Annotated in this window: 24 protein-coding genes; all 24 read left to right on the top strand. The window is 56.4% G+C overall.

What is annotated here, in order from left to right; translation table 11 throughout:
* The first annotated feature begins 1 nt into the window (after position 1).
* The 24 genes from lpxD to rpoZ all read left to right on the top strand — a co-directional run bounded on the left by lpxD (position 2) and on the right by rpoZ (position 23,965).
* Positions 2-1,039, top strand: a complete 1,038-nt coding sequence (gene lpxD / locus RCH91_RS03805) for a UDP-3-O-(3-hydroxymyristoyl)glucosamine N-acyltransferase (protein ID WP_306533218.1) — start codon at positions 2-4, stop codon at positions 1,037-1,039.
* A gap of 2 nt (positions 1,040-1,041) precedes the next feature.
* Complete coding sequence (fabZ, locus tag RCH91_RS03800; protein ID WP_306533217.1) at positions 1,042-1,494, top strand: 3-hydroxyacyl-ACP dehydratase FabZ; 453 nt, start codon at positions 1,042-1,044, stop codon at positions 1,492-1,494.
* Between the two features lies 1 nt (position 1,495).
* The gene (gene lpxA, locus RCH91_RS03795; RefSeq protein ID WP_306533216.1) at positions 1,496-2,266 is read left to right on the top strand and encodes an acyl-ACP--UDP-N-acetylglucosamine O-acyltransferase; all 771 of its coding nucleotides are present in this window, start codon (positions 1,496-1,498) and stop codon (positions 2,264-2,266) included.
* Positions 2,263-3,195 (top strand): Gfo/Idh/MocA family protein, encoded by a 933-nt coding sequence (locus RCH91_RS03790; protein WP_306533215.1) that lies wholly within the window; start codon positions 2,263-2,265, stop codon positions 3,193-3,195. The genes lpxA and RCH91_RS03790 overlap by 4 nt, the downstream gene beginning before the upstream one ends.
* Before the next feature lie 7 nt (positions 3,196-3,202).
* Positions 3,203-4,303 carry a DegT/DnrJ/EryC1/StrS aminotransferase family protein gene (locus RCH91_RS03785; RefSeq protein ID WP_306533214.1) on the top strand — a complete coding sequence of 367 codons (1,101 nt, stop codon included), beginning with the start codon at positions 3,203-3,205 and terminating at the stop codon, positions 4,301-4,303.
* 64 nt (positions 4,304-4,367) lie between these two features.
* A complete protein-coding gene (gene lpxB / locus RCH91_RS03780; RefSeq protein ID WP_306533213.1) occupies positions 4,368-5,516 on the top strand; it encodes a lipid-A-disaccharide synthase in 1,149 nt (382 codons plus the stop codon).
* Positions 5,517-5,519: 3 nt separating this feature from the next.
* Positions 5,520-7,235 carry a lipid A export permease/ATP-binding protein MsbA gene (msbA, locus tag RCH91_RS03775; protein WP_306533212.1) on the top strand — a complete coding sequence of 572 codons (1,716 nt, stop codon included), beginning with the start codon at positions 5,520-5,522 and terminating at the stop codon, positions 7,233-7,235.
* Positions 7,236-7,283: 48 nt separating this feature from the next.
* Positions 7,284-8,594, top strand: coding sequence for a 3-deoxy-D-manno-octulosonic acid transferase (locus tag RCH91_RS03770; protein ID WP_306533211.1), 1,311 nt, complete (start codon positions 7,284-7,286; stop codon positions 8,592-8,594).
* A 65-nt stretch (positions 8,595-8,659) separates the two neighbouring features.
* On the top strand, positions 8,660-9,727 hold the full coding sequence (lpxK, locus tag RCH91_RS03765) for a tetraacyldisaccharide 4'-kinase (protein ID WP_306533210.1): 1,068 nt from the start codon (positions 8,660-8,662) through the stop codon (positions 9,725-9,727).
* 15 nt (positions 9,728-9,742) lie between these two features.
* Positions 9,743-9,949: a Trm112 family protein gene (locus RCH91_RS03760; protein WP_373694362.1), complete on the top strand. Its 207-nt coding sequence runs from the start codon at positions 9,743-9,745 to the stop codon at positions 9,947-9,949.
* Complete coding sequence (waaF, locus tag RCH91_RS03755) at positions 9,946-10,992, top strand: lipopolysaccharide heptosyltransferase II (RefSeq protein WP_306533208.1); 1,047 nt, start codon at positions 9,946-9,948, stop codon at positions 10,990-10,992. The genes RCH91_RS03760 and waaF overlap by 4 nt, the downstream gene beginning before the upstream one ends.
* 126 nt (positions 10,993-11,118) lie before the next feature.
* Complete coding sequence (locus tag RCH91_RS03750; RefSeq protein ID WP_306533207.1) at positions 11,119-12,273, top strand: glycosyltransferase; 1,155 nt, start codon at positions 11,119-11,121, stop codon at positions 12,271-12,273.
* Positions 12,270-13,400: a glycosyltransferase family 4 protein gene (locus RCH91_RS03745; RefSeq protein WP_306533206.1), complete on the top strand. Its 1,131-nt coding sequence runs from the start codon at positions 12,270-12,272 to the stop codon at positions 13,398-13,400. The genes RCH91_RS03750 and RCH91_RS03745 overlap by 4 nt, the downstream gene beginning before the upstream one ends.
* Positions 13,397-14,224, top strand: a complete 828-nt coding sequence (gene rfaP, locus RCH91_RS03740) for a lipopolysaccharide core heptose(I) kinase RfaP (protein ID WP_306533205.1) — start codon at positions 13,397-13,399, stop codon at positions 14,222-14,224. The genes RCH91_RS03745 and rfaP overlap by 4 nt, the downstream gene beginning before the upstream one ends.
* Before the next feature lie 10 nt (positions 14,225-14,234).
* Positions 14,235-15,143 carry a glycosyltransferase family 2 protein gene (locus tag RCH91_RS03735; protein ID WP_306533204.1) on the top strand — a complete coding sequence of 303 codons (909 nt, stop codon included), beginning with the start codon at positions 14,235-14,237 and terminating at the stop codon, positions 15,141-15,143.
* A gap of 82 nt (positions 15,144-15,225) precedes the next feature.
* Positions 15,226-16,026 carry a lipopolysaccharide kinase InaA family protein gene (locus tag RCH91_RS03730; RefSeq protein WP_306533203.1) on the top strand — a complete coding sequence of 267 codons (801 nt, stop codon included), beginning with the start codon at positions 15,226-15,228 and terminating at the stop codon, positions 16,024-16,026.
* Between the two features lie 95 nt (positions 16,027-16,121).
* A complete protein-coding gene (locus RCH91_RS03725) occupies positions 16,122-17,033 on the top strand; it encodes a glycosyltransferase family A protein (RefSeq protein WP_306533202.1) in 912 nt (303 codons plus the stop codon).
* Positions 17,034-17,105: 72 nt separating this feature from the next.
* Entirely contained in the window at positions 17,106-18,653 is a 1,548-nt protein-coding gene (locus RCH91_RS03720) for a glycosyltransferase family 39 protein (RefSeq protein ID WP_306533201.1), read from the top strand.
* A 281-nt stretch (positions 18,654-18,934) separates the two neighbouring features.
* Positions 18,935-20,002, top strand: a complete 1,068-nt coding sequence (waaC, locus tag RCH91_RS03715) for a lipopolysaccharide heptosyltransferase I (RefSeq protein WP_306533200.1) — start codon at positions 18,935-18,937, stop codon at positions 20,000-20,002.
* A gap of 56 nt (positions 20,003-20,058) precedes the next feature.
* Positions 20,059-21,069 carry an NAD-dependent epimerase gene (locus tag RCH91_RS03710; RefSeq protein WP_306533199.1) on the top strand — a complete coding sequence of 337 codons (1,011 nt, stop codon included), beginning with the start codon at positions 20,059-20,061 and terminating at the stop codon, positions 21,067-21,069.
* A gap of 19 nt (positions 21,070-21,088) precedes the next feature.
* Positions 21,089-22,090 (top strand): UDP-glucose 4-epimerase GalE, encoded by a 1,002-nt coding sequence (galE, locus tag RCH91_RS03705; RefSeq protein WP_306533251.1) that lies wholly within the window; start codon positions 21,089-21,091, stop codon positions 22,088-22,090.
* Between the two features lie 77 nt (positions 22,091-22,167).
* Positions 22,168-23,046: a YicC/YloC family endoribonuclease gene (locus tag RCH91_RS03700; RefSeq protein ID WP_306533198.1), complete on the top strand. Its 879-nt coding sequence runs from the start codon at positions 22,168-22,170 to the stop codon at positions 23,044-23,046.
* Between the two features lie 17 nt (positions 23,047-23,063).
* Positions 23,064-23,675, top strand: coding sequence for a guanylate kinase (gene gmk / locus RCH91_RS03695; RefSeq protein WP_306533197.1), 612 nt, complete (start codon positions 23,064-23,066; stop codon positions 23,673-23,675).
* Positions 23,676-23,755: 80 nt separating this feature from the next.
* Positions 23,756-23,965: a DNA-directed RNA polymerase subunit omega gene (rpoZ, locus tag RCH91_RS03690; RefSeq protein ID WP_306533196.1), complete on the top strand. Its 210-nt coding sequence runs from the start codon at positions 23,756-23,758 to the stop codon at positions 23,963-23,965.
* The last annotated feature ends 5 nt before the right edge of the window (positions 23,966-23,970 follow it).

Here is a 23,970-nt window from a genome sequence, read left to right as displayed (position 1 = left end):
CATGGCGACTTTACGTACCCTCAGGGAACTGGCCGATTATCTCGACGGCACGGTCGCCGGCGACGAGTCAAAGACGGTCACCGGCGTTGCGAGTCTCGACGATGCCGCTGATAACCAGATCACCTTTCTCGCCAATCCCCGCTATGCACCCAAGGTCGCCACGACCGGTGCAGGTGCGGTGGTGCTGCCGCCAGGGGCCGAGCGCCACGGAAGGAATGCCATCCATGTGGCAAACCCCTACCTGGCCTTTGCCAAGCTCCTCACCCTCTTTCACGTGGCTCCGCGGGAGCCGCTGGGGGTCATGGAGGAGGCGCTGGTTGGCCACAAGGTCACCATGGGGAGCGACGTGACCGTCTATCCCGGTGCCGTCGTGGGAGACGGCGTCACGCTCGGCGACCGGGTGACGATATATCCGGGAGTGGTTCTCTACGAAGGGGTCACGGTTGGCAACGATGTGACGCTCCATGCCAACGTTGTGGTCTATCAGGGGTGCCGCATCGGGAACCGGGTCACGATTCATGCCGGCACGATTATCGGCTCTGACGGTTTCGGTTACGCCCCGGACGGCGATGGTTTCTACAAGATCCCCCAGTTGGGCATCGTCGTCATCGAGGATGACGTGGAGATTGGCGCTAACACCACCATCGACCGGGCGGCCCTCAGCGCAACCGTCATCGGCAGGGGGACAAAGATCGACAACCTCGTCATGATCGCCCATAACTGTGTCCTCGGCGAGAACTGCACCATTGTCTCACAAGTGGGGATCTCGGGCAGCACGAAGCTCGGCAGGCGTGTGACCCTCGCCGGCCAGGTGGGAGTTGCCGGCCATCTGGAGATCGGCGACAACGTCATGGTAGGGGCCAAGTCCGGCATTCCCGGCAATGTCCCAGCCGGCTCCATGGTGAGCGGCATGCCGGCCTTCAATCACCGGGATTGGCTCCGTTCATCGGCCGTGGTGCCGAAGCTCCCCGAGTTGAAGAAGACGATTGCCGCAATGGAAAAGCGGATCCAGCAGCTCGAAGAGAAGCAAGGAGCATGATTATGGAAACTGTCTTTGACATCAATGAGATCATGAATATTCTCCCCCATCGCTACCCTTTTCTCCTGGTGGACCGGATCGTGGAGCATGTGCCTGAGGAGCGGATTGTCGGGATCAAAAACGTCAGCATCAACGAGCCCTTTTTTCAGGGGCACTTCCCCGGTCATCCCATCATGCCGGGAGTGCTGATCGTGGAGGCCATGGCCCAAGTGGGGGGGATCTTCGCGTACGTAGCGCTGGGTGACGAGGTGCGCGACAAGATCTGTTACTTCGCCGCCATCGACAACGTAAAGTTCCGCAAGCCGGTGATGCCGGGCGATCAACTAAGGATTGAGGTGTCGATCAACGGTCGCAAGCGGGGGATCTGGAGTTTCAGCGGCAAGGCGTACGTCAATGGCAAAGTGACGACCGAGGCGGACCTCAAGGCTACCTTCGCCGACCGGAACAGGCTGTAGGATGATTCATCCCACGGCAATCGTCCACCCCGCCGCCCAAGTGGCCGAAGGGGTTGAGATCGGACCCTACGCCATCATCGGAGAGCATGTCCGGATCGGTCGCGGTTCTAAGATCGGTCCCCATACGGTTATCGAAGGCTGGACCGAGATTGGCGATGAGTGTCAGATCTTTCACTTCGCGTCGGTGGGGGGAATTCCCCAGGACCTGAAGTACCGGGGCGAAGAAACCTGGCTGCGAATCGGCAACCGGAACGTCATCCGGGAGTTCGCGACGCTCCAGCCAGGAACCGTGACCGGCATCGGCGAAACGGTTATCGGCGACAACAATCTCTTCATGGCCTATTGCCACGTTGCCCACGACTGCGTCGTCGGCAACCGGGTCATCATGGCCAACGGGTCAACCCTTGCCGGCCATGTGGTGGTGGAGGATTTCGCCATCCTCGGCGGACTTTCGGCTGTCCATCAGTTCGTCCGGATCGGTGAGAGTGCCATGCTCTCCGGCGGCGCCATGGTGGTTCAGGATGTTCTCCCCTACACAATAGCCAGCGGCAACCGGGCAACATCGGCGGGACTCAATACCGTAGGGCTCAAGCGGCGCGGCTTTTCGCCGGAGGTCATAAGCGGAGTAAAGAAGGCCTATCGACTGATTTTCCGTTCGGGGCTTCGACTCGATGAGGCCCTTGCCCGCATCAGGGAAGAGGTGGCGATGTCGTCCGAAATTGCTCATTTCGTGGAGTTTGCCGAGAAATCGGAAAGGGGTATCTGTCGATGACGGACAAGATTCGGACCGCAGTGATCGGTGTTGGCTACTTGGGGCTCTTCCATGCGGAAAAATTCGCCCAGCTTCCCGATGCGGATCTGGTTGGCGTGGTCGATACCAGCAGGCCGCGGGCGGAGGAAGTTGCCGCCAAGGTTGGCACGACCGCCTATACCGACTACCGGGAGCTGCTTGACAAGGTCGACGCCGTGAGCATCGTGGTTCCGACCCAGTACCACTTCGAGGTGGCGCGGGCGTTCCTTGAGCGGGGCGTTCATGTCCTCCTGGAGAAGCCGATCACAACCACCGTGGCGGAGGCCGACAAGCTCATCCGGCTTGCCGAGGAGAAGGGAGCCGTTTTCCAGGTGGGGCACCTTGAGCGGTTCAACCCGGTTATCGTCGGCCTCAAGGGGTTCCTGACCGTGCCCCGTTTCATCGAATCGATCCGGATTGCACCCTTCAAGCCTCGGGGAACCGACGTGAACGTGGTCCTGGATCTCATGATTCACGACATCGACATCCTCCAGACCATCGTCGGCTCGCCGGTGAAGCAGATCAGCTCAATCGGCGCACCGGTCTTCACCGACGAAGAGGACATCGCCAACGCCCGCATCCAGTTCGAGAACGGGTGCGTTGCCAACGTCACCGCAAGCCGCATCAGCCTCAAGAGCGAGCGGAAGATGCGCATATTCCAAGCAGATTCCTACATCTCCGTCGACTTCCAGAACAAGAAGCTGGCGGTGTTCCGCAAGGGGAGCGGCGAGATGTTCCCCGGCGTCCCCAAGGTCGATATGGAGGAAACTTCCTTCGAGCAGGGGGATGCCCTGAAGGCGGAAATCGCCTCGTTCCTGGACTGCGTCCGCACGGGAGCAAAGCCGGTGGTATCTGGCGAAGACGGCAAGCGAGCGCTGGAAACGGCGCTCAAGATCAGCAAGAAACTGTGAGGTTGCCATGAATATTCCGATGGTTGATTTGAAGGTGCAGTACCATGCGATAAAAGAGGAGATCGACCGGGGCATCCTGGAGGCCCTGGAAAAGACCCAGTTCATCCTTGGCCCCAACGTCTCGGCGTTCGAGGAGGAAGCTGCCGCGTTTCTTGGCGTGAAGCACGCCATCGGCGTCGCCTCGGGGACAGACGCCCTCCATCTGGCCCTTGCCGCGGCGGGGATCAAGGAGGGAGACGAGGTGATAACCTCGCCGTTCACCTTCATCGCTACTGCCGAGGCGATCCGCTACGTGGGAGCCACGCCGGTCTTTGTGGACGTGGACCCGAAGAGCTTCAACATTGATCCGGCCAAGGTCGAGGCGACCATCACCCCCAAGACACGGGCGATCCTTCCGGTTCACCTCTTTGGCCAGCCGGCTGACATGGCGGCTATCCAGGCGCTCTGCACGAAGCATGGCCTCCTTCTCATCGAGGACTGCGCCCAATCTTTCGGCGCCGACCTGGATGGCCGCATGACCGGCACCATCGGTGCGCTGGGTGCCTTCAGCTTCTTCCCCAGCAAGAACCTGGGCTGCTTCGGCGACGGCGGCCTTGTCACCACATCCTGTCCCGAGCTTGCCGAGCGGGTGAAGATGCTCCGCAACCACGGGAGCAAGGTGCGCTACCACCACTCAGTCATCGGCTTCAACAGCCGCCTCGACGAGATCCAGGCGGTCATCCTCCGGGTGAAGCTCAAGCACATCAGGGACTACAACGAGGGGCGCCGCCGCGTTGCCCACCTCTACAGCGAACTGCTGGCAGGCACCGGCGTCGTGACCCCCTTCGAGGACGGCAAAGGGACCCATGTCTACCACCAGTACACCCTTCTCACCGACCGCCGCGATGCCATCATGAAGGCCCTCACCGACGCGGAGATCGCCTCGGCGGTCTACTACCCGATCCCGCTCCACAAGCAGGATGTCTTTGCGGCCGACTACGCGGGGGTTGCGCTCCCCGTGGCCGAGGAGGTGGCATCGCGCTGCATGTCCCTCCCCATCTTCCCGGAGATGACCGACGAGCAGGTGCGTCGGGTCGTGGAAGTCGTTAAGTCGGCCCTCAAGGCATAACCGGAGCAACGCTTTCGTGCATGAAAGGGAGAGACGCCCCCCGTGGGCGTCTCTTTGTATTCGTATGGGTACTGCTCCGAATAAACGCGTGATGATCGTGGCCGGCGAGGCCTCTGGTGACCTCCACGGCTCGAATCTGGTGAAAGAGGCGCTTCGCCTCGACCCTACCCTCTCATTTTTCGGCATCGGTGGGCCGCACATGCGTGAGGCGGGGGTGGAGACCCTTGTCGATTCGTCCGAAATGGCGGTGGTGGGGCTTGTAGAGGTGCTTGCCCACTTCGGCGTCATCTACCGGGCGTACGCAACCCTTAAGCGGGCCATCACGAACAACCCGCCGGATCTGCTGATCCTCATCGACTACCCGGACTTCAACATGCTCGTGGCCCGTGTTGCCAAGCGGGCGGGGGTCAAGGTCCTCTACTACATCAGCCCCCAGGTCTGGGCCTGGCGCACCGGACGGGTGAAAAAAATCGCTCGGCTCGTGGACAGGATGGCGGTAGTCTTTCCCTTCGAGGTGCCATTCTACGAGAAGGCCGGAGTGCCGGTCACCTTCGTGGGGCACCCCCTGGCGGACCGGGTCCGGCCCACCATGACGCGGGACGAGGCGTTGACCTCCTTTGGGCTTGACCCTTCCCGGCGCGTGATCGGCCTTTTCCCCGGCAGCCGGCGGGGGGAGATCGCCCGGCTTTTCCCTGTAATTATCGAAAGCACGAAGCTCCTCAAGGCACGCTACCCGGAGTTGCAGTTCATCCTGCCACTCGCGTCCAGTCTGACCAGCGCCGACATCGAGCCGCACATGGCTTCAGCGGGGCTCGAGATTGCCGTGGTCCGGGACAAAGTTTACGACGTGATGCAGATCTGCGATGCCATCATGACGGTGTCGGGGACGGTCACCCTGGAAATTGCCCTCATGGGGGTGCCGATGGTGATTATCTACACGGTATCTCCTTTGACCTATGAAGTGGGCAAGCGGCTCGTCCGGGTGGACCACATCGGCATTTGCAATATCGTAGCCGGCAAGCGGGTGGTACCGGAACTGATTCAGCACGAGGTCACGGCGGACCGGCTCGCAGAGGAGATCGGCCGCTACCTGGATGACCCTGTCTATACCGAGAATACCCGGGCGGAGCTTGCCACCGTCAAGGAGAAGCTTGGTGCCGGCGGCGGCTCGGAGCGGGTGGCAGGGATTGTTCTTAAGATGCTCGGAAAGTAGAATATGGACACCTTTAAGCGCCTCATAGTTTACAGCAAGCCCTACGGGTGGCGGATTGCCATTTCCATGGTGGCGTCGTTCGCGGTCGGGGGGACGGATGCCGCAATTGCCTACATGGTGGAGCCGCTTCTCAAAAAGATCTTTACCGAAAAGGACATGACTATCTTTGTCCTCTTACCCGTGGCGGTTATTATCGTTTTTCTTGCTCGGGGGGTTGCCCGTTTTATCCAGGAATATTACATCCGAACCGCCGGTCAACTTGCTATCCAGGACATCCGCAACGAGTTCTACCGAAAGCACATGGAATTGTCGCTGCGTCATTTCTCAGACAACCCCGCCGGAATCCTCATATCGCGGGTTATGAGTGACGTGGGGCAGATGCAGCAGGGTGTGGCAAACGTGGTCACGGGTCTGCTGCGTGACGGGGTTACGGCAATAGGTCTCCTTGGAGTCATTTTCTACCGTAACTGGCAGTTGGCGCTCATCACCTTCATCGTATTGCCCCTCACAGCACTGCCTGCCCAGAAGATCGGCATGCGGATCAAAAAACTGGCGAAGCAGTCTCTGGAGCAGATGGGGGAAATTACGAGCATCCTCCAGGAAACCTTCACCGGTATCAAGGTGATCAAGGCCTTTCGGCTGGAGCAGAGAGTCATCGACCGGTTCAGTCGAACGAATTTCGGTCTGTACCGAAATCTCCGCAAGAGCATAAAATATTCTGCCCTCCACACGCCGATCATGGAGGTCATCACGTCTTTTGGGGTGGCGGGGGTGATCTGGTTTGGCGGCAGCCAGGTCCTGGGGGGGAGGATGTCGGCGTCGGAGTTCTTCTCTTTTCTTACCGCCATGGTGATGCTCTACAGCCCCGTAAAGAAAGTTCTCAACGCCTATAATTCTGTCCAGCAGTCCATAGGAGCCGCCGAACGGGTATTTGATGTCCTGGACCAGAAACCCGAGGTGGAAGACCCGGCGGACCCCCTTACGCTCGTAAAGGCTCGGGGCGATGTGGAGCTGCGCAACGTCTCGTTCCGCTACAACGACGAGGAAGTCCTGCGCGACGTGTCGCTTACGGCCCGTCGGGGCGAGGTGATTGCCCTCGTCGGTCCCTCGGGGGCCGGGAAGACCACCATCATGTCGCTCATCCCTCGCTTCTACGATGTGGCCGGCGGCGCCGTGCTCCTCGACGGGATTGACGTGCGACGGCTGCGCCTGGATGACCTGCTCAGTCAAATCGCCCTGGTGGATCAGGAGACGGTGCTCTTCAATGACACCATCGCCAACAACATCCGCCTCGGCTGTCCAGGGGCGCCTCTGGAGGATGTGGAGCGGGCGGCCCGGGCGGCCTTTGCCCACGACTTCATCATGGAGATGCCCGAGGGGTACGAAACGAACATCGGTGATCGGGGGGTTCGTCTCTCCGGCGGTCAGCGCCAGCGGCTGTGCATTGCACGGGCCATCCTCAAGGATGCGCCCATCCTGCTCCTGGACGAGGCCACCAGCGCTCTGGATACCGAGAGTGAGCACATGGTGCAGCAGGCCCTTGCAAATCTTATGCAGAACCGGACGACCCTCGTCATCGCCCACCGGCTCTCCACCGTCCTTCATGCGGACCGGATCGTGGTTATCGACAAGGGTAGGGTGGTGGAGACGGGGACCAATGACGAACTCCTGGCGCGCGGTGGGCTCTACCGCAAGCTCTACGACATGCAATTCACTTAGAGGTCGGGAGCTGCGCTTGTGGCTCATGACCGATCCTCTGAAGGACCGATGTTTTTTGTTCTCTATGACATACTTCTGATTCTGCTTGCCCCCGCCATCATTGCCCACCACGTCTGGAGGACCGTGAGCCGCGGACGGACCTTCGCCGGGTTTGCCGAGAGGTTCGGGTTCATTGCACCCGAAAGTCTGGTGCCGGTTACCGGGAGAGGGGCTATCTGGGTCCACGCAGTGTCGGTGGGAGAGACCATGGCGGTGAAGCCGCTCTTGCGGGAGCTGAAACGCCGCTTCCCCGAACGGCCCATCGTCCTCTCATCGGTGACCGAGACGGGGCGTTCGGTGGCGGTGGCCATCCCCGAACCGGATCTGGTGGTCTACTTTCCGTTCGATTTCGGATTCGCCGCCTCCCGGGCTTTACGGCTCGTATCGCCAAAGCTTGTCATTGTGGTGGAGACTGAGATCTGGCCTAATTTCCTCCGGTACGCCCGACGAATGGGGATACCCGCCGTTATGGTCAACGGGCGCATCTCTGACCGCTCCTTTCCACGCTACCTCCGGTTTTCCCGTTTCTTCGCCCCGATCCTGAACAATCTCTCCGCCCTCTGCATGCAAAGCGATGAGGATGCCCGCCGCATTGTCGCCATTGGAGCGCCTGCAGAACGGGTATTCGTTACGCGTAACCTCAAATACGATCTGCCCCTGAGAAGGCTTGGTCCGACGGAGCAGGAGGAACTGCGCAATCGCTACCGGTTGCCGGCCGGGGCCCTCGTCATCACTGCGGGCAGTACCCATTCCGGTGAGGAGGAGCTTGTGGCGGAATCCTACCTACGCCTCTTTGCCGAACGTCCGGGACTCTTCCTGGTCCTCGTGCCGCGCCACCCTGAGCGGGCCGCCGAGGTGGGGATGCTCCTGGAGGGGAAAGGGATTCCCTTTGTCCGGCGTTCGGCTCTCGATGGGGCGCAGGAGCTTGAGGCCGGCAGTGTCCTCCTCGTGGACACCATTGGTGAGCTCATGAACCTGTATGCCCTGTCGGACGTGGTCTTTGTGGGGGGGAGTCTCGTCCCGGTGGGGGGGCACAATCTCCTGGAACCCTCGTCGGTGGGGGTGCCGGTCCTGTTTGGTCCCCACATGCACAACTTCCGCGAGATCACGACCCTGGTGCTCGCCGCGGGGGCCGGAGAGCAGGTCGAGGACCGCACGGGACTGGAAGCGGCCCTGCGCCGTCTGCTGGAAGATGAATCCGCCCGTCGGGCCATGGGAGAAAACGGCAGCCGGCTCATGGCAGAACAGGGAGGTGCAGCCGCACGGCACCTGGAGATCATTGAACCGCTCTTTGAGCGAGGTAGCAAGGCAGCGATATAGCGAGGGTGTTGCTCTGGTGCTCCCTCTCACTATTTCGCCATCTTGCAATCTCACCTGGATAACCCATGTCATTTGAAGGATACTTTCGCAGTCTGGTTTCCGGCGAACGACGGGGATTGGTCGACCGACTTCTCCTGGCGTTTCTCGTTATGTTCTCCGTACCGTACGGGATCGTGGTCCGGCTGCGGGCGCTCGCTTACGCGAAGGGGATATTCCGGGTCCATCGCCTGAACCGCCCCGTGATCTCGGTGGGAAACCTCACGGTAGGTGGTACCGGCAAGACACCGATGGTGGCGCTTGTTACGCGTCTGCTCATGGAGCGGGGGAAACGGGTGGCGGTCATCTCACGGGGGTACGGCGGGTCGCTGGAGGGGGAGATGCGCATCGTCTCTGACGGGTACACCGTATTCCTCACCGCGGCCGAAGCAGGTGACGAGCCGGTGCATCTGGCCACGGCAGTGCCGGGGCTCATGGCAGTCATCGGTTCCGACCGCCACGCGGCTGGACGTCTGGCGCTGGAGCAGCTCAATCCTGACGTTTTCATTCTGGACGACGGCTTCCAGCACCTTCGGCTCCACCGGGATCTAAACATCCTCCTTATGGACTGCCGCTCTCCCCTCGGCAACGGTCACACCCTCCCCGCGGGCCTTCTCCGGGAACCGCCGTCGGCCCTGAAGAGGGCGGATCTGGTGGTCTACACCCGCTGCGCCGGAGTCGGGGCGCCGTCGGTGCATGGTACCGTTCCCTCATGCCGGGCCGGACACTCGCTGACGGGGGTAGAGCTTCTCCCCAGCGGAGATCGGCAACCGTTTGAGAAGCTGCGCGGCCGGAGAGGAGTCGCCTTTGCCGGCATAGCCGAACCAGAGGCCTTCTTCGCCTCACTCAGAGACAAAGGGGTGGACATCGTGGCCACCGTTCCCTTTGACGATCACTGCCGCTACGGCGAACCGGAGGTGGCACGGCTTGCTGAGACATGCCGCACTGCCGGTGCCGATTTCCTGATAACCACCGGCAAGGATGCGGTGAAGCTGACTCCCCTCCTGGGAGGACTGGGTCCTGTCTATGTGGCGGTGCTGGAGATGCGCCTCATTGATCTCAACCCCCTCGAAACTGCCATCGACAAAGTGCTTTAAAAGGAGATGCCCTCTATGGCATTATCAATTGACTTGCTCAAGATTTTAGCCTGTCCTCGCTGCCGGGGGGAGGTATGCAGTGCTGATGACGGCTCGGGTCTTATCTGCCCGGCATGCCGTCTGAAATATCCCGTCCGTGACGGTATCCCGGTAATGCTTGCTGACGAGGCGGAGCACATCGGAGACCAGGGACCGGAAACCGGGGAACGGCAAGCGCTTTGAAAATAAAGAAGGAGACGATCAGCAACATTCTCGTCCGGTCCACCAACTGGATCGGGGATGCAGTCATGACCACCCCGGCGCTGCGGGCCATCCACGAGAGTTTTCCCGGTGCCCGGGTGACGGTTCTGGCAAACCCCCTTGTGGCGCCGCTTTTTGCCGTACACGGGGCAGTTGACGACGTCATTGTCTATGACCGCAGAGGGGTCCATGCCGGCTTGAGAGGAAAGCTCAGGCTCGCGAAGGAAGTCAGGGCACGGCGGTTCGAACTGGCAATTCTCCTTCAGAACGCCGTCGATGCGGCGCTCATCGCCTGGCTTGCCCGGATACCCCGGCGCATGGGATACCGAACCGATGGCCGTGGACTGCTCCTGACCCACGGTGTGCCGGTTGATGAGCAAACGCGCCAGCTCCATCATGTGGAATATTACCTCGCCATGCTCGGTCGTTTCGATATCACCACCCGCGACCGGAGCCTCAACCTCTTCACGACACCCGGCGAGGACGCTGCCATGGCGGAATTTCTGGCCGAACACGGAATCGGTAAGGGAGACGTTCTCCTCGGCATCAACCCCGGCGCCTCCTATGGCGCGGCCAAACGCTGGTACCCGGAGCGCTTCGCTGCCGTGGCCGATGAGCTGTCCCGCCGCTGGGGGGCACGGGTCGTGGTGACCGGCGGACCGGGTGAAGCGGCCATCGCCGCCGATATTGCCGCGGCCATGTCCTCCCCATGCCTCGTCATGGCCGGGAAAACGTCGGTGCGTGAGCTGATGTCACTCATCAAACGCTGCGACTTCTTCGTCACCAATGATTCGGGTCCCATGCACATCGCCGCCGCCTTCGGCATTCCGCTTGTGGCGGTGTTCGGCTCCACGGACCATACGACCACATCGCCTTGGAGTGACCGGGCCGTCATCGTGCGCCGCGACACCGACTGCGCCCCGTGCCTTCTGCGGGAGTGCCCCACGGACCACCGGTGCATGACGGCGGTGACGGTGGAGGAAGTTGTGGGAGTGGTTGTGGATCTGCGGGAGAAGACGTCCTGAACGGTGTTTTTATCATGGAGGATGTTTCATCCTTAATCCAACCTCCTGTTGGGCTCCGGCAGCATGCCATACGGGAGGTGACGCTGAAGCTGTTACCAAATTTTGCCAGTATCAGGGTTTGTTTGAATGATTAAAATACTTCACCTTATCCACAAATACCGCGGTGATTATCCGCTGCTGAACCAGCAGGTAAATCTGGATCGGGAGAGATTTCGCACGGTAGTCTGCTATCTCAGCGGAAAAGACGACGGAAAGAACGGGCTCGATGCCCTTGGCATCAAAACCATCTATCTGGGATTTGAGCCGCAGACGTTGCGCTTTTACAACGTGGCCTTGCTCAGGCAGCTCAAGAACCTCATGGAACGTGAGGACATTCATGTGGTCAATTGCCAGCAGCACCGGTCAACTCCTGTCGGCGTTCTAGCGGCCCTGTTGGCTGCCAATCGTCCTTCGACCGTATCGACCTTGCATGGTCTGGGCATTTCCAGAACCTTTCGGCGTAAGCTTCTGAACTGGTTGTTGTATAAAAACGTTTTCAGAATTATCGGCATCTCCCATGGAGTTTCCCGAGATGTTCTCAATTCCAACTGGCAGCTTCCACAAGACAAGGTCGTAACGGTCCAGAATGGGCTTGTGTATGATCGATTTTTAACCACGGGTACACAAGAAGATGCCCGGCGTAAGATTCTTCCCGATTGTGCAAGTGGGTTCTGGTTTGGTACGGCGGGAAGGCTTTCTGCGGTGAAGAACCACGAGACGTTACTTCTGGCATTTAAGAAGGTGGTTGAATTCATCCCCAAGAGCGTATTGATTATAGCCGGAGATGGCGAGCTCAGGGAGTCTCTTGTTGCTTTGACTGCTAAATTGAATCTTGGCGGCCACGTTCATTTTCTCGGTTTCAGGCGAGATATTCCTGACATATTGAAGTCATTGGATGTGTTTGTTCTCCCCTCGTTGAGAGAGGGTTTGCCATTGGTGCTCCTTGAGGCCATGGCCTCTGGTCTGCCAGTTGTCGCTTCTGCCGTCGGCGGGATCCCTGAAGTCATCGGTGATGGTGATTTTGGCCTCCTCGTGGACCCCCATAGTCCTGATCACTTGGCTGAGGCCATGATCCGGATGGCTCAACTTCCTGCTGACCAGTTACGTGATCTTGGAATAAAGGCCCGCCAACGGGCTCTCAACGATTTTTCCGCCGAACGGATGATCCAGGATTACGAACGGGTCTATACGGAAGCGTTCAAGGATTGGAAGCAGAGGAACATGCATCGGATACAAGAATGAAACTGGCTTTTTGCCTTTTCAAATACTTCCCTTTCGGCGGACTGCAGCGGGATTTTCTTAGGATTGCAGAGGCATGTCAGCGTCGCGGTCATAGTATCGACGTGTTTACCACCTGTTGGGAAGGGGAAGTGCCGGCGGGTTTTGATGTGCACCTGCTGCCGGTGAGTTCTTTGACCAATCATGGTCGAAGCCTAGCCTTCGGCAAAGCTCTGAGCGAGCGTCTTGGCGTCGCGGCGTACGATGCTGTCATCGGTTTTAATAAGTTGACCGGTCTGGATGTCTATTTTGCCGCCGATCCCTGCTTTGCTGCCAAGGTTCGTCACAAGCATGGTTTCCTGTACCGTTTGAGTAATCGATACAGGATCTATGCCGCTCTCGAAAAGGCGGTTTTCGGCCCGGAGTCCGCAACGGAGATCCTGCTTATATCTGAAGTTGAAAAACCGCACTTCATCGGTCATTACGGCACTGCTGAAAATCGTTTTCATGCATTACCTCCGGGGATTTGTCGGGACCGTAAGGCTCCGGATAACCCCCTCCAGGAACGGAATAATTTCCGCCGAGAATTCGGCTTCTCCGACGCTGCCCAATTGCTGTTGATGGTCGGCTCCGGGTTTAAAACAAAGGGGCTGGATCGATCCATCCAAGCGTTGGCCGCGCTTCCCGAACTAACTCGCAAAAACGCCTTCCTGCTGGTAGTAGGACAAGGTGACGCCGCTCCTTTCCTGCGCCTGGCCCGCAAGCTTGGTGTTGACGATCATCTGAAATTTTACGGTGGCCGTAATGACGTGCCCCGTTTTTTGTTCGGCGCCGATCTGCTGCTGCAACCCTCCTACTATGAAAATACCGGGACGGCCATTGTCGAAGCGATCGTTGCCGGTCTGCCTGTGCTGGCAACAGCTAATTGCGGTTATGCCCATTATGTTACTGAAAGTAATGCCGGACTGTTGGCTCCAGAGCCTTTTGTACAGGAGCAATTCAACGAGTTGCTACTGCAGATGCTGACATCTTCAGGGCGGGAGGCTTGGCGGCGCAGTGCTCTTGATTTTGCATCCAGAGCCGATCTGTTCAGCCTGCCGGAAAAGGCCGCCGATATCATTGAATCGGTCGCCTTGCGGAGTCATCGATGATCTGGCTCCGCGATGATTTACAGGATCAGTTTCCCGGTAGCGACGCTTTTGATCGAATCCTGCACCTTGACGGCGAGGTGTTTCGGGAATTGGCCGGACGGCGTACGATAAGGTTTTTCTTAGAAGGGAAAGGCTATTTCGCTAAACTCCATTACGGGGTCGGCTGGAAAGAAATCTTCAAGAATTTGATCCATTTCCGGTTGCCGGTTCTCGGAGCGGGCCATGAATGGAAAGCCATCCGTCGTTTCGAAGAGTTGGGGGTGGAAACCATGACTTTGGCAGCCTACGGTCAGCGGGGGTGGAATCCGGCCTGCCAGGAATCCTTCGTCATTACCGAAGAGCTTGTCAATACCATCAGTCTAGAGGATCTTTGTCGGGATTGGCCAACGCAGCCGCCAGCGCCGTCCTTCAAGCGGGTTTTACTGCAAAGGGTCGCCGAGATCGCCAGAGTTCTGCACAATAACGGCGTCAATCACCGAGATTTTTACCTGTGCCATTTCCTGCTTGACCGTTCATGGCTTGACAATGCAAGTGGATGCGAAAAGCCGAAACTGCACGTTATTGATCTGCATCGTGTTCAACTGCGGCGGCATACGCCGAGTCGGTGGGTTGTTAAAGATTTGGCCGGATTGTTATTTTCAAGTATGGATACTGGTTTAACCAAGAGGGATTATTACCGTTTTATGAAATGCTATCGCAATAGACCCCTCCGCCAGATACTTGTTCAGGAGAAATCTTTCTGGTTGCGCGTCGTCCATCGTGCCGTCAGGCTTTACCAACGTGAATTTGGCCATTCTCCACAGGTATCACTACTCGCTATTTGATGCGGTCATTATGAAAAGTAACGATATTCTCTTTTCCATTATTATTCCTGCCTATAACTATGGCCATATGCTCGCCAGGGCAGTGGAGTCTGCTCTATCGCAAGAAGGCGATGATTATGAAGTGATTGTGATTGACGACGGGTCAACGGACGATACCCCTGCAGTCGTGGAAATGCTGGTTGAACGCTTTCCACAACGTCTCCGGACAATACGGCAACAAAATCAAGGCCCAGCCGCTGTCCGTAATCGTGGAGTTGCCGAATCTCTTGGAGAGTATCTCATTTTTCTCGACGCAGATGATCGGCTCCTGCCGGACGCACTTACAAAGTTTCGCAATTTTCTTGTGAATAGTGGCCAATTCGGTATGGTCTTCGCCGGACATCGTTCAATTCACCCGGACGGACGTATTAAGGTTCATCGTGCCAAAAGCATCGGGAATGATCGGATGAAGAATTTTCTTGGCTATATCCGCAAGGATTTTGGCATTTCCAATGGCGCAACGATCATGGCACGTGAAGTTCTTTCAAAAATCCGCTATCCTGAGCACCTTCGCAATAGTGAGGATATTCCAGTTTTTGCCCAAGTATTAGCTTGTTGCAATTGCACTTCATTCCCTGATCCCGTTGTAGACATTTTCAAGCATGACGACAGCCTGCGTAACAATATCTCCCTGATAATGAAAACCGGAGCCCAAGTGGTGGATTGCCTTTTTGATCCTAAAGTTCTGCCGACGAATTTCATGAAATTTCGTGACGAAATGTATGCCCGGCAATGCCTGTCTCTCTTTCGGTCACTGTATCTGGTAGGACAATATGCTACGGCGCGCAGCCATTTCCACCAGGCGGCACGGGTCTCTCCCGGGGTTATATGGCAGTGGTCTTTTGTATCCAAATACCTGCGCAGCTACTTTCGGGGATGAGTTAGGTTAACGGTTTGGAAGTAACCGGTACCAACTTTTCTCCAGTCACAAACGATGATTTTCTACACTTTCTTCGTATAAAATGGCCCTGATTTCCGATAATACTCAAGTGATTCGCGACTGGAATAAATTGGCTGCAAAATGTTTGCGAAGCAATGACCGCTTTGTCGCTGAACCTGCACATGGTTTTCAGACGTTTCGTCAGCGCACTGCTGTTGCAGACAGGTTGATGCACGTTCTGCTGCCTGACCCCGACCTCATTCTTGATCGCGGAGAAATCCTGCCGGGGCGAGGTAACAGCTGCCGCATCGCCAAGGTCGTAATTGATGGCACGACCTATGTGCTGAAGCGTTACAACCGCCGGGGGTGGCGTTATAGTCTGCGTCATGTGTTCAGACGCTCGCGAGCCCAGCGTACCTGGCTGGCGGCATGGAACTTTCTGGTGCGGGGGGTTAGGGTAGCCGAGCCGTTGCTGTGCCTGGAAGAGCGATCGTATCGTTTGCTGGGGCGTTCCTATGTTCTGATGGAGTACCTGGAAAAAACTGAGCGACTCACCACGCTTTGGGAGAGGCTGTCACCGGAACAGAAGCAGTTTTTGGTTGAGCAGGCTGCCTCACTGTTTGGGCAGCTTCATCGATCCGGCTGTATCCATGGTGATACCAATTGGGATAATATTCTCCTGCGCCAAAACGAAAGCGGATTTGATTTTTTCTTGGTGGACCTTGATTGTACAAGGATTTTTTCTCGGGTTATGACCGAAAAGGCACAGCGGGATATCGGGCATTTTTTGCGCGATCTGGGTCGTCTCGAGCCGCCGAAAGGCGAGTTGCATCGACGTTTTGTCGACTGCTGGCGTGTTGCCATCGGTCATGCAGGAGCGTAGAAGGCCGTACCAGAAAAAAATTTAACCAAATTGCTGTAAACCACATGGGAAAAGGCTCTCACTGCTGGGCTCAAAGTGGAAGGGTAGAAGAGTAAATGCTTGTTTCCATTATAATCCCCTCCTACAATCACAGAAATTACATCGCTCAAGCTATAGAGAGCGTTCTCAACCAGAGTTGGTCCCCTATCGACCTGATTGTCATAGATGATGGTTCCACGGACGGCAGTCCCGAAGTGATCGAACAGCTGCTCCATGAAAGGGGTGGATTCCGATTTGTGGCAAGGGAAAACCGGGGGCTTCTCAAGACGCTGAACGAAGGGCTGGCCTTAGCGCGCGGAGAGTTTTTCTGCGAGCTCGCTTCTGATGACTATTTCCCCCCTGAAAGTCTGGGAAAGCGGGTACGTTACCTCCTCGAGCACAGGGATTGCGTGGCGGTTTTTGGCGATGGGTTCAAAATAGTTAACGAGGCGGTTGTCTCTCCTTCACTCCTTGAGATGAAACATCGCCAGATGCTGTTGAGCAGCAACCCTATTCCAGAGATGTTGAAAGGTAATCTGCCGGTTTTTTCCACGGGTCTTATTCGACGGGATGCACTTCTGCAGATTGGTGGTTTTGATGATCAGACGTTTCGTTATTACGAAGACCTTGATACGCCGATCCTTTTAGCCTTGCAGGGGCCCTTGGGGTTTGTCGACACTCAGGTGATTTGCCGCAGGGAGCACGAGACAAACGTTTCGAGATCTACCAATCATGTGCGCGTTGAAAAAGTCCTCTGTTATCAGAAATTTCTTTCCGACCCTCGTTTTGCAGAGCATAGAGGTCTTCTACGCATGAGGCTACGAAGGTCACTTCTTGCTTTGGGTCGTTATCTGGCAAATACGGGGAAAAGGTCAAAGCGCGAGGTTGCCGCGATGCAATTGGGGTGGAAATTTGCCTGGTACGATGTCGGTTTGCTTTGCCATTTGCTGAAGATTCGATTCAGTCGCTCAGGAAATTGTTTGGATTAGTTCCGTATCTCATTGAAAAATTACTATTCCAATTAAATTATGGAAAGGTTGACAATATTGAAGTTCAAGGCATTGGACAGCATCGACTGGATCGACAGACTGGAAGCTCGAAGGGTAATCCCTATCTTGGTGATTATCTCGTTAGTGATCAAGGTTTGCATCTGGAGTTTGTCACCAGTTATTACTCCCGATGGACCTGTTTACATTTCACAAGCAGAGGAGTTTCTTCGCGGCAATTGGCAAAAAGGATTATCTTTACATCAGAACATGTTTTTATATCCGCTTCTTATTGCCGGTTTGGGCTACGCCGGTATGGATCTCGTATTCGCAGGGAATCTGCTTTCATTGATATTTTCCGTTATGACGATTGTTCCGCTATTCTTGTTGACTCGCCAGCTGTTTGATGAGCGGGTGGCTTTATGGGCTGGCTTGGCTTTTGCTGTGTCACCAGGTTTGAATGAGTTTTCCGTTTATGTGATGCGTGACCCTGGATTTCTGTGCATGTTCGGATGGGCTGCTTATTTTTCTTCGCGATCTGTGTCTGAAAATGACTTTAAATTTTTTTTACTGTCATTATTTTTTTCGTTGTTGGCATTCCTTTTCCGGATTGAAGGGATTTTTTTGCCGATATTATTGTTTCTTTTTGTTTTTTTTCACGCAACTTTTTATGGTGAATGGCGTACTGATTTTATAAAAAAATTACTTTTTCTTTTTTGTGTAGGGTTACTTACGATTGGTGGAGTGAGTTTTTATTATGGGAGGGATCTTGCTAACTTCAATCGGCTTGGGTATGTGGTTTCTTCGACGGAAAAGGTTTTTAAAAAAGGAATCTTAAGTTACGACCCGCAGATAAGAGTTCAACTGCAGGAAATGGAAAGAAAAATTACTAATGGAAGTGTGGATAATGATTTTGCTGAGATAGCTAGAGAAAACGTTCGTAAGATTTACTTGTTAGGTTTGTCAGAAAATATACAGAGGGTTATGTATCCTGCATTCTTTTTATTGTGTATTGTCGGATTGGTTCTATCCAGGCAGTATCGAAAGAATAATTTGTTGTTTTTATGGCTAGTGAGTGGCTATCTGTTTTCCAATTATTTTTATCTGCTGCACAATTCTTTTATTGAAAAAAGATATGTGTATGCGGCGATATTTTTGCTGTTCCCATGGGTTGGTTATGGCGTGGACAGATTTTTCATCGGGCTTAAAAAAATCCATTTATTGCCCCAGGTTACGCCAATCTTGTTTGTTGCAGTTTTATTTATTATCCCAGCTGTCGATGCGGCGACTGATGTAAAGATGCAGCTGGTTTCAGCTAAGTTGGCAGGAGAGTGGATTGGCAATAACAAGGATTTTGCTGATATGAAAATCGTTTCCAATAATCGCGAAATTCCTTTTTATGCCAAACGAGGTTTGGATTTCATTGATGCTACCTATGTTGAAATGGACCAAATTACCGAGTTGGCAGAACGACAAAATGCTCAATTGATTACATTTGTCAAAAAAATAAAAAAAGAGCCAGCAGAATTGAAGTTTGATAATTTTTTGTTGGTGAAAAAATTTACGGATAAAAATTGTGAAAGTTATATTTTTATAAAAAAAGGCAACTTTTCAGGAAATTAAATGTTTAGTGACTGATAGAGTGGGTTTAGTTATCACGAAGCACTGCTCCCATATCTTAAGAACAATTATAAGAAAATGGATCCACAACCCTACATCAACTCATACAAAAATTCCCTGCGGTTTGTTGACAGTAACATCGATGAAGTTCTGGCTGCTCTGGTATTTCAGAACTGCTTTGGTAACGAAATCGCTTCGCGCTCTTTGCTCGGCCGTCCCAGCCATTGCCGGTAGGCGCTGACTGGCACGTACTTCTTAATTTGGATAACCTCAAGGGTTCGACCATGCCGCTCCGTGTTCTTATTGTCAAAGTTTCCGCTCTGGGCGACGTGGTCCACGCCCTGCCGGTTCTCGATTATCTCCACCAGGTTTCGCCCGGAATCGAGATCGATTGGGTGGTGGAAGAGGTGAACCGGGATATCCTTGAGGGGCACCCGCTGCTGCGCCGGCTCCATGTGATTCGGACGAAGGCATGGCGCCGTGATCCCCTCTCCGACACCACTCGCCGGGAAATAGCCGCAGTCCGCCAGGATTTGCGCGAGGCGGCATACGATATCGCCTTTGACCTCCAAGGGAACACAAAGAGCGGCATCATCACATGGCTTTCCGGCGCTCGGCGCCGCTATGGCTTTGACCGTGACGGGGTGCGGGAGTCACTCAACCTTCTCTTTACCACCAATCAGGTGCCCCTCCGCCGCCAGGACTATCACATCTCGCACCGCTCTCTCCGGGTGGTTAGCGTCCCATTAGGTCGTGACTATGCCGGGATGGTCGTCGGAGCCGACATTTTCACCTCCCCGGATGACGATGCCGCTGCCGAAGCGCTTCTGGCGACCCTCGACGACGGGCTTGTTTTTCTCTTCCATAACGGCACCACTTGGACCACCAAACTCTGGAACGAGGAAGGGTGGATCGATTTGGGCAGGAGGGTGCTCAGCAGGTATCCCGATTCATCCATACTCCTCTCCTGGGGAAACGAGCAGGAAAAAAAGGTCGCAGAGAATATTGCTGCCGGTATTGGCCGCGGGGTGCGGGTGTTGCCGAAGTTGACCCTCAAGGGGTTCTGCGCCCTCCTTAAAAAGGTCGACCTGGTGATGGGGGGGGACACCGGGCCGATCCACATGGCAGCGGCCGTTGGGACACCGACGGTCTCCTTCTATCGCGCCACCGATGGTAGCCGTAACGGCCCCCGGGGCGACCAGCATGTGGTCGTCCAGTCACCCCTCGACTGCACCGCCTGCCTTCGTAAGGCGTGCGACAAGGATACCCCCTGCCGCGCCAGCATCACTACCGACGCCCTCATGTCAGGCATCGAGAAGCTCTTGGCGACCCCCTTTCCATCGGCGGGGTGATGTGCTACACTGCACCACTTCTTTAATAACCCGATAAATCAGAAGGATAGCACATCATGTCCACGGTTCTCGTCACCGGCGCAGCCGGTTTCATCGGATTTCACCTTTCTAAGAGACTCCTTGATCGGGGCGACCGCGTGGTGGGTCTCGACAATCTCAACGATTACTACGACGTAAACCTGAAGTTGGACCGGCTCCGACAGCTTGAAGGGCGCGAAGGGTTCCGCTTTGTCCGGGCAAGCCTGGCCGACCGGCCGGCCCTGGAGGAGCTCTTTGCCGGCGAGCGCTTCGACGTTGTGGTGAACCTGGCCGCCCAGGCCGGGGTCCGTTACTCGTTGGAAAATCCCCACGCCTACGTGGAGAGCAATCTTGTGGGCTTTATGAATATCCTCGAGGGGTGCCGGCATCATAGCGTGAAACACTTGGTGTATGCCTCGTCCAGCTCGGTTTACGGTGCCAACACGAAGATGCCCTTTTCGGTTCACCACAACGTGGACCATCCGGTCTCCCTCTACGCGGCCACCAAAAAGGCCAACGAGCTCATGGCCCACACCTATTCGAGCCTCTACGGCCTCCCCACCACGGGCTTGCGCTTCTTTACGGTCTATGGCCCCTGGGGACGGCCTGACATGGCACTCTTTCTCTTTACCCGTGCAATCGTGGAGGGGCGTCCCATCGATGTCTTCAATCATGGCAGGATGCAGCGTGACTTTACCTATGTTGACGACATCGTCGAGGGGGTGGTGCGGGTCATGGACCGGACACCGGAACCCAACTCCGTCTGGAGTGGCGACCGTCCCGATCCGGGGACGAGCTATGCTCCCTACCGAATCTACAACATTGGCAACAATAGCCCGGTTGAGCTCCTGACGTTTATCGAGACCATCGAGAAGTGCCTCGGGAAGACGGCGGAGAAGAACTTTCTTCCCCTTCAGGCCGGGGACGTGCCGGCCACCTATGCCGACGTGGACGACCTGATGAACGATGTGGGGTTCAAGCCGACTACCCCCATTGGGGAGGGTGTTGCCCGGTTCGTGAAGTGGTATCGGGAGTATTATCATGTCTGAGGTCAGAAGGGGGGAAGGGATGGCAGTTCTCGTCACCGGCGGCGCCGGATACATCGGGAGCCACGTGGTGCGGCAATTGTCCGAGGCGGGCTACACGGTGGTTGTTTATGACAATCTTTCCACCGGCTTTGCCGACGCTCTCGTCCACGGTGAGCGGCTCGTGGTGGGGGAGTTGGCCGATTCGACCCGGCTCGACGCCCTTTTCGTGGAGTACGGCTTTGCCACGGTGCTCCATTTTGCCGCCTCAATCGTGGCGCCAGAATCGGTGACCGATCCCCTCAAGTATTACGGCAACAACACGCGAAATACCCTCAACCTCCTTGGTGTCTGCGCGAAGCACGGGGTCGAGCGGTTCATCTTCTCCAGCACCGCCGCGGTCTACGGCATGCCCGAGAGTGGCATCGCGGCGGAGGAAAGCCCCACGGTCCCCATCAACCCCTACGGCACGTCAAAGCTCATGAGCGAGTGGATGCTCCGGGACGTCTGTGCCGCCCACGGCATGCGTTCCGTGGCGCTGCGCTACTTCAACGTGGCAGGGGCAGATCCCCTGGCACGCATGGGGCAACGGACTCCGGAGGCGACTCACCTCATCAAGGTCTCCTGCCAGGCGGCCCTGGGGATGCGAGACAAGGTTTGTATCTTCGGCACCGACTACCCGACCCCCGACGGCACCGGAATCCGCGACTACATACACGTGGAGGATCTGGCCTCGGCCCATCTGGCGGCCCTTGCGTATCTGGAGCGGGGAGGGGAATCAACGCGCATTAACGTGGGCTATGGTCGGGGTTCCAGTGTCCGCGAGGTGATCGAAATGGTACGTCGGGTGTCGGGAGTTCATTTCCCGACAGAGGAAGCACCGCGGCGCCCTGGCGATCCGGCTATGCTCGTGGCAAAGGCGGATCGGGCCAGATCGGTTCTCGGTTGGACCCCGCGCTATGACGACCTTGAAACCATCGTTGCCGATGCATGGAGATGGGAAAGTAAACTCCGGGACCGAGGACCAGGGACCGGAGACCGGTAAAAGAAAATACAAAATACGAAGTATCGTGGGTTGGCTGGTCCCTGGTCCCGGGTCCCCGGTCCCGGAACGGAGTTCAAATGATAAAAAGCATGACAGGCTACGGCAAGGCCGTGGTCGAGACGGAAACGGGGCGGACCACTGTCGAGATACGTTCGGTGAACCACCGCTACGGCGAGGTGTTCGTCAAGATGCCCCGCTCGTTCCTTGCCTTCGAGAACGACGTGCGCAAGGCGGTGGGTGATCGCCTGAAGCGGGGGAAAATCGAGGTTTTCGTTCAGCGCGAAGAGGGTACGGCCGGGCAGCATCGTCCTCTGGTGAATGTTGGCTTGGCCCGGGCCTATCGAGAAGCGTTCGATCATCTGCGTACCGAACTTGGGATTTATGACCCCGTGACACTTCCTCTCATTTTGTCGCAGAAAGATGTCCTGGCCTCCCATGAGGAAGGAGTTGACGAGGATATGCTGCGCGGAGAGATTCTCCAGGCTGTCCGTGGTGCGGTGGAAGCCATTGATTCTATGAGGGTGCGTGAAGGCGAGGCGCTTCTGGCGGATCTCACGGAACGCCGCCAGACGCTGGCAACGCTCATTGGCCGGGTAGCCGAGCGTGCGCCAGCAGTTATCGCCGAATATGCCCAGAAGCTTCGCGAGCGTCTTGCGCAACTCCTTGCCGATACGGCCCTTGACGAAGCGCGGCTTGCCCAGGAGGTGGCGCTCTTGGCAGACCGGTGCGACGTCACCGAAGAACTTGTTCGCTTTAGAAGCCACCTGATCCAGTTCGACGAGACCATTGCCCTTGCGGAGCCGGTGGGGCGCAAGCTTGATTTCCTCATGCAGGAGCTGAACCGTGAGGTGAACACCATCGGTTCGAAGGCCAATGATGCCGGGATGGCCGCCATCGTGGTAGAGCTGAAGGCGGAGTTGGAGAAGATCCGCGAGCAGGTTCAGAACATAGAATAGATCAGGCCGGGGTTACAATGAAACGCGACGGGGTTCTCTATATAATCTCAGCGCCGTCGGGCGCGGGCAAGACCACGCTCTGCAAGGAAATAATTGACATCTTTCCGCACCTCCGGCATTCTGTCAGTTATACGACGCGGCAACCCCGACCCGGCGAAGTGCATGGTAAAGACTATTATTTCGTAACTCAGGACGAGTTCCGTCGCATGGTCGAAGAGGGTGAGTTTGCCGAGTGGGCGGAGGTCCACGGCAACTGTTACGGTACATCGATTCGCACACTTGAGGAGTGTCGCACCATTGGTGTTGATCTCATCCTCGACATCGACATCCAGGGAGCGCGCCAGCTCAAGCAGCGCTACGAGGGTGGCGTTTTTATCTTTATTCTCCCCCCCAGCTACGAGGAGCTTCACCGTAGGCTCAACGGCCGCTCCTCCGACAGCGACGACGTTATCAGCCGGCGCATTGACGCAGCTGCCGGCGAGATCCGCGAATCCCGCTGGTACGATTACATCATCATTAACGATACGTTCAGCAGGGCGGTTGAGGAGCTCAAGTCGGTGGTCATCGCTGAGAAGTGCCGGACATCCCGGGTGCTGGAGGCGGTGACGGAGATATTCCATATCGGCTGAGGCTTACGCGGGCGCGGGTTGCTAACCCTCATTAACCAGACACCGGTTGAGAGATGCCGGGTTTTGAAAGGAGCATCACTATGGCACGGGTAACAGTAGAAGATTGCCTTGAAAAGGTAGATAATCGGTTTCTCCTCGTCATGCTTGCGTCGAGGCGTGTAAAGCAGCTCTACAAGGGGGCTCCACCCCTCATCGACAACAAGGCCGGCAACAAGAACGTGGTTGTTTCGTTACGGGAGATCGCCGGAGGTAAGGTCGGGTACGAGCTGACGTCGCGCAAGGCCAAGTAATCAGC

The organism is Geobacter sp., assembly GCF_030834625.1.
Classification (GTDB): domain Bacteria; phylum Desulfobacterota; class Desulfuromonadia; order Geobacterales; family Geobacteraceae; genus Geobacter.
Note: the sequence above shows the minus strand (reverse complement) of the source record. Positions and strands in the feature narration are given on the sequence as shown.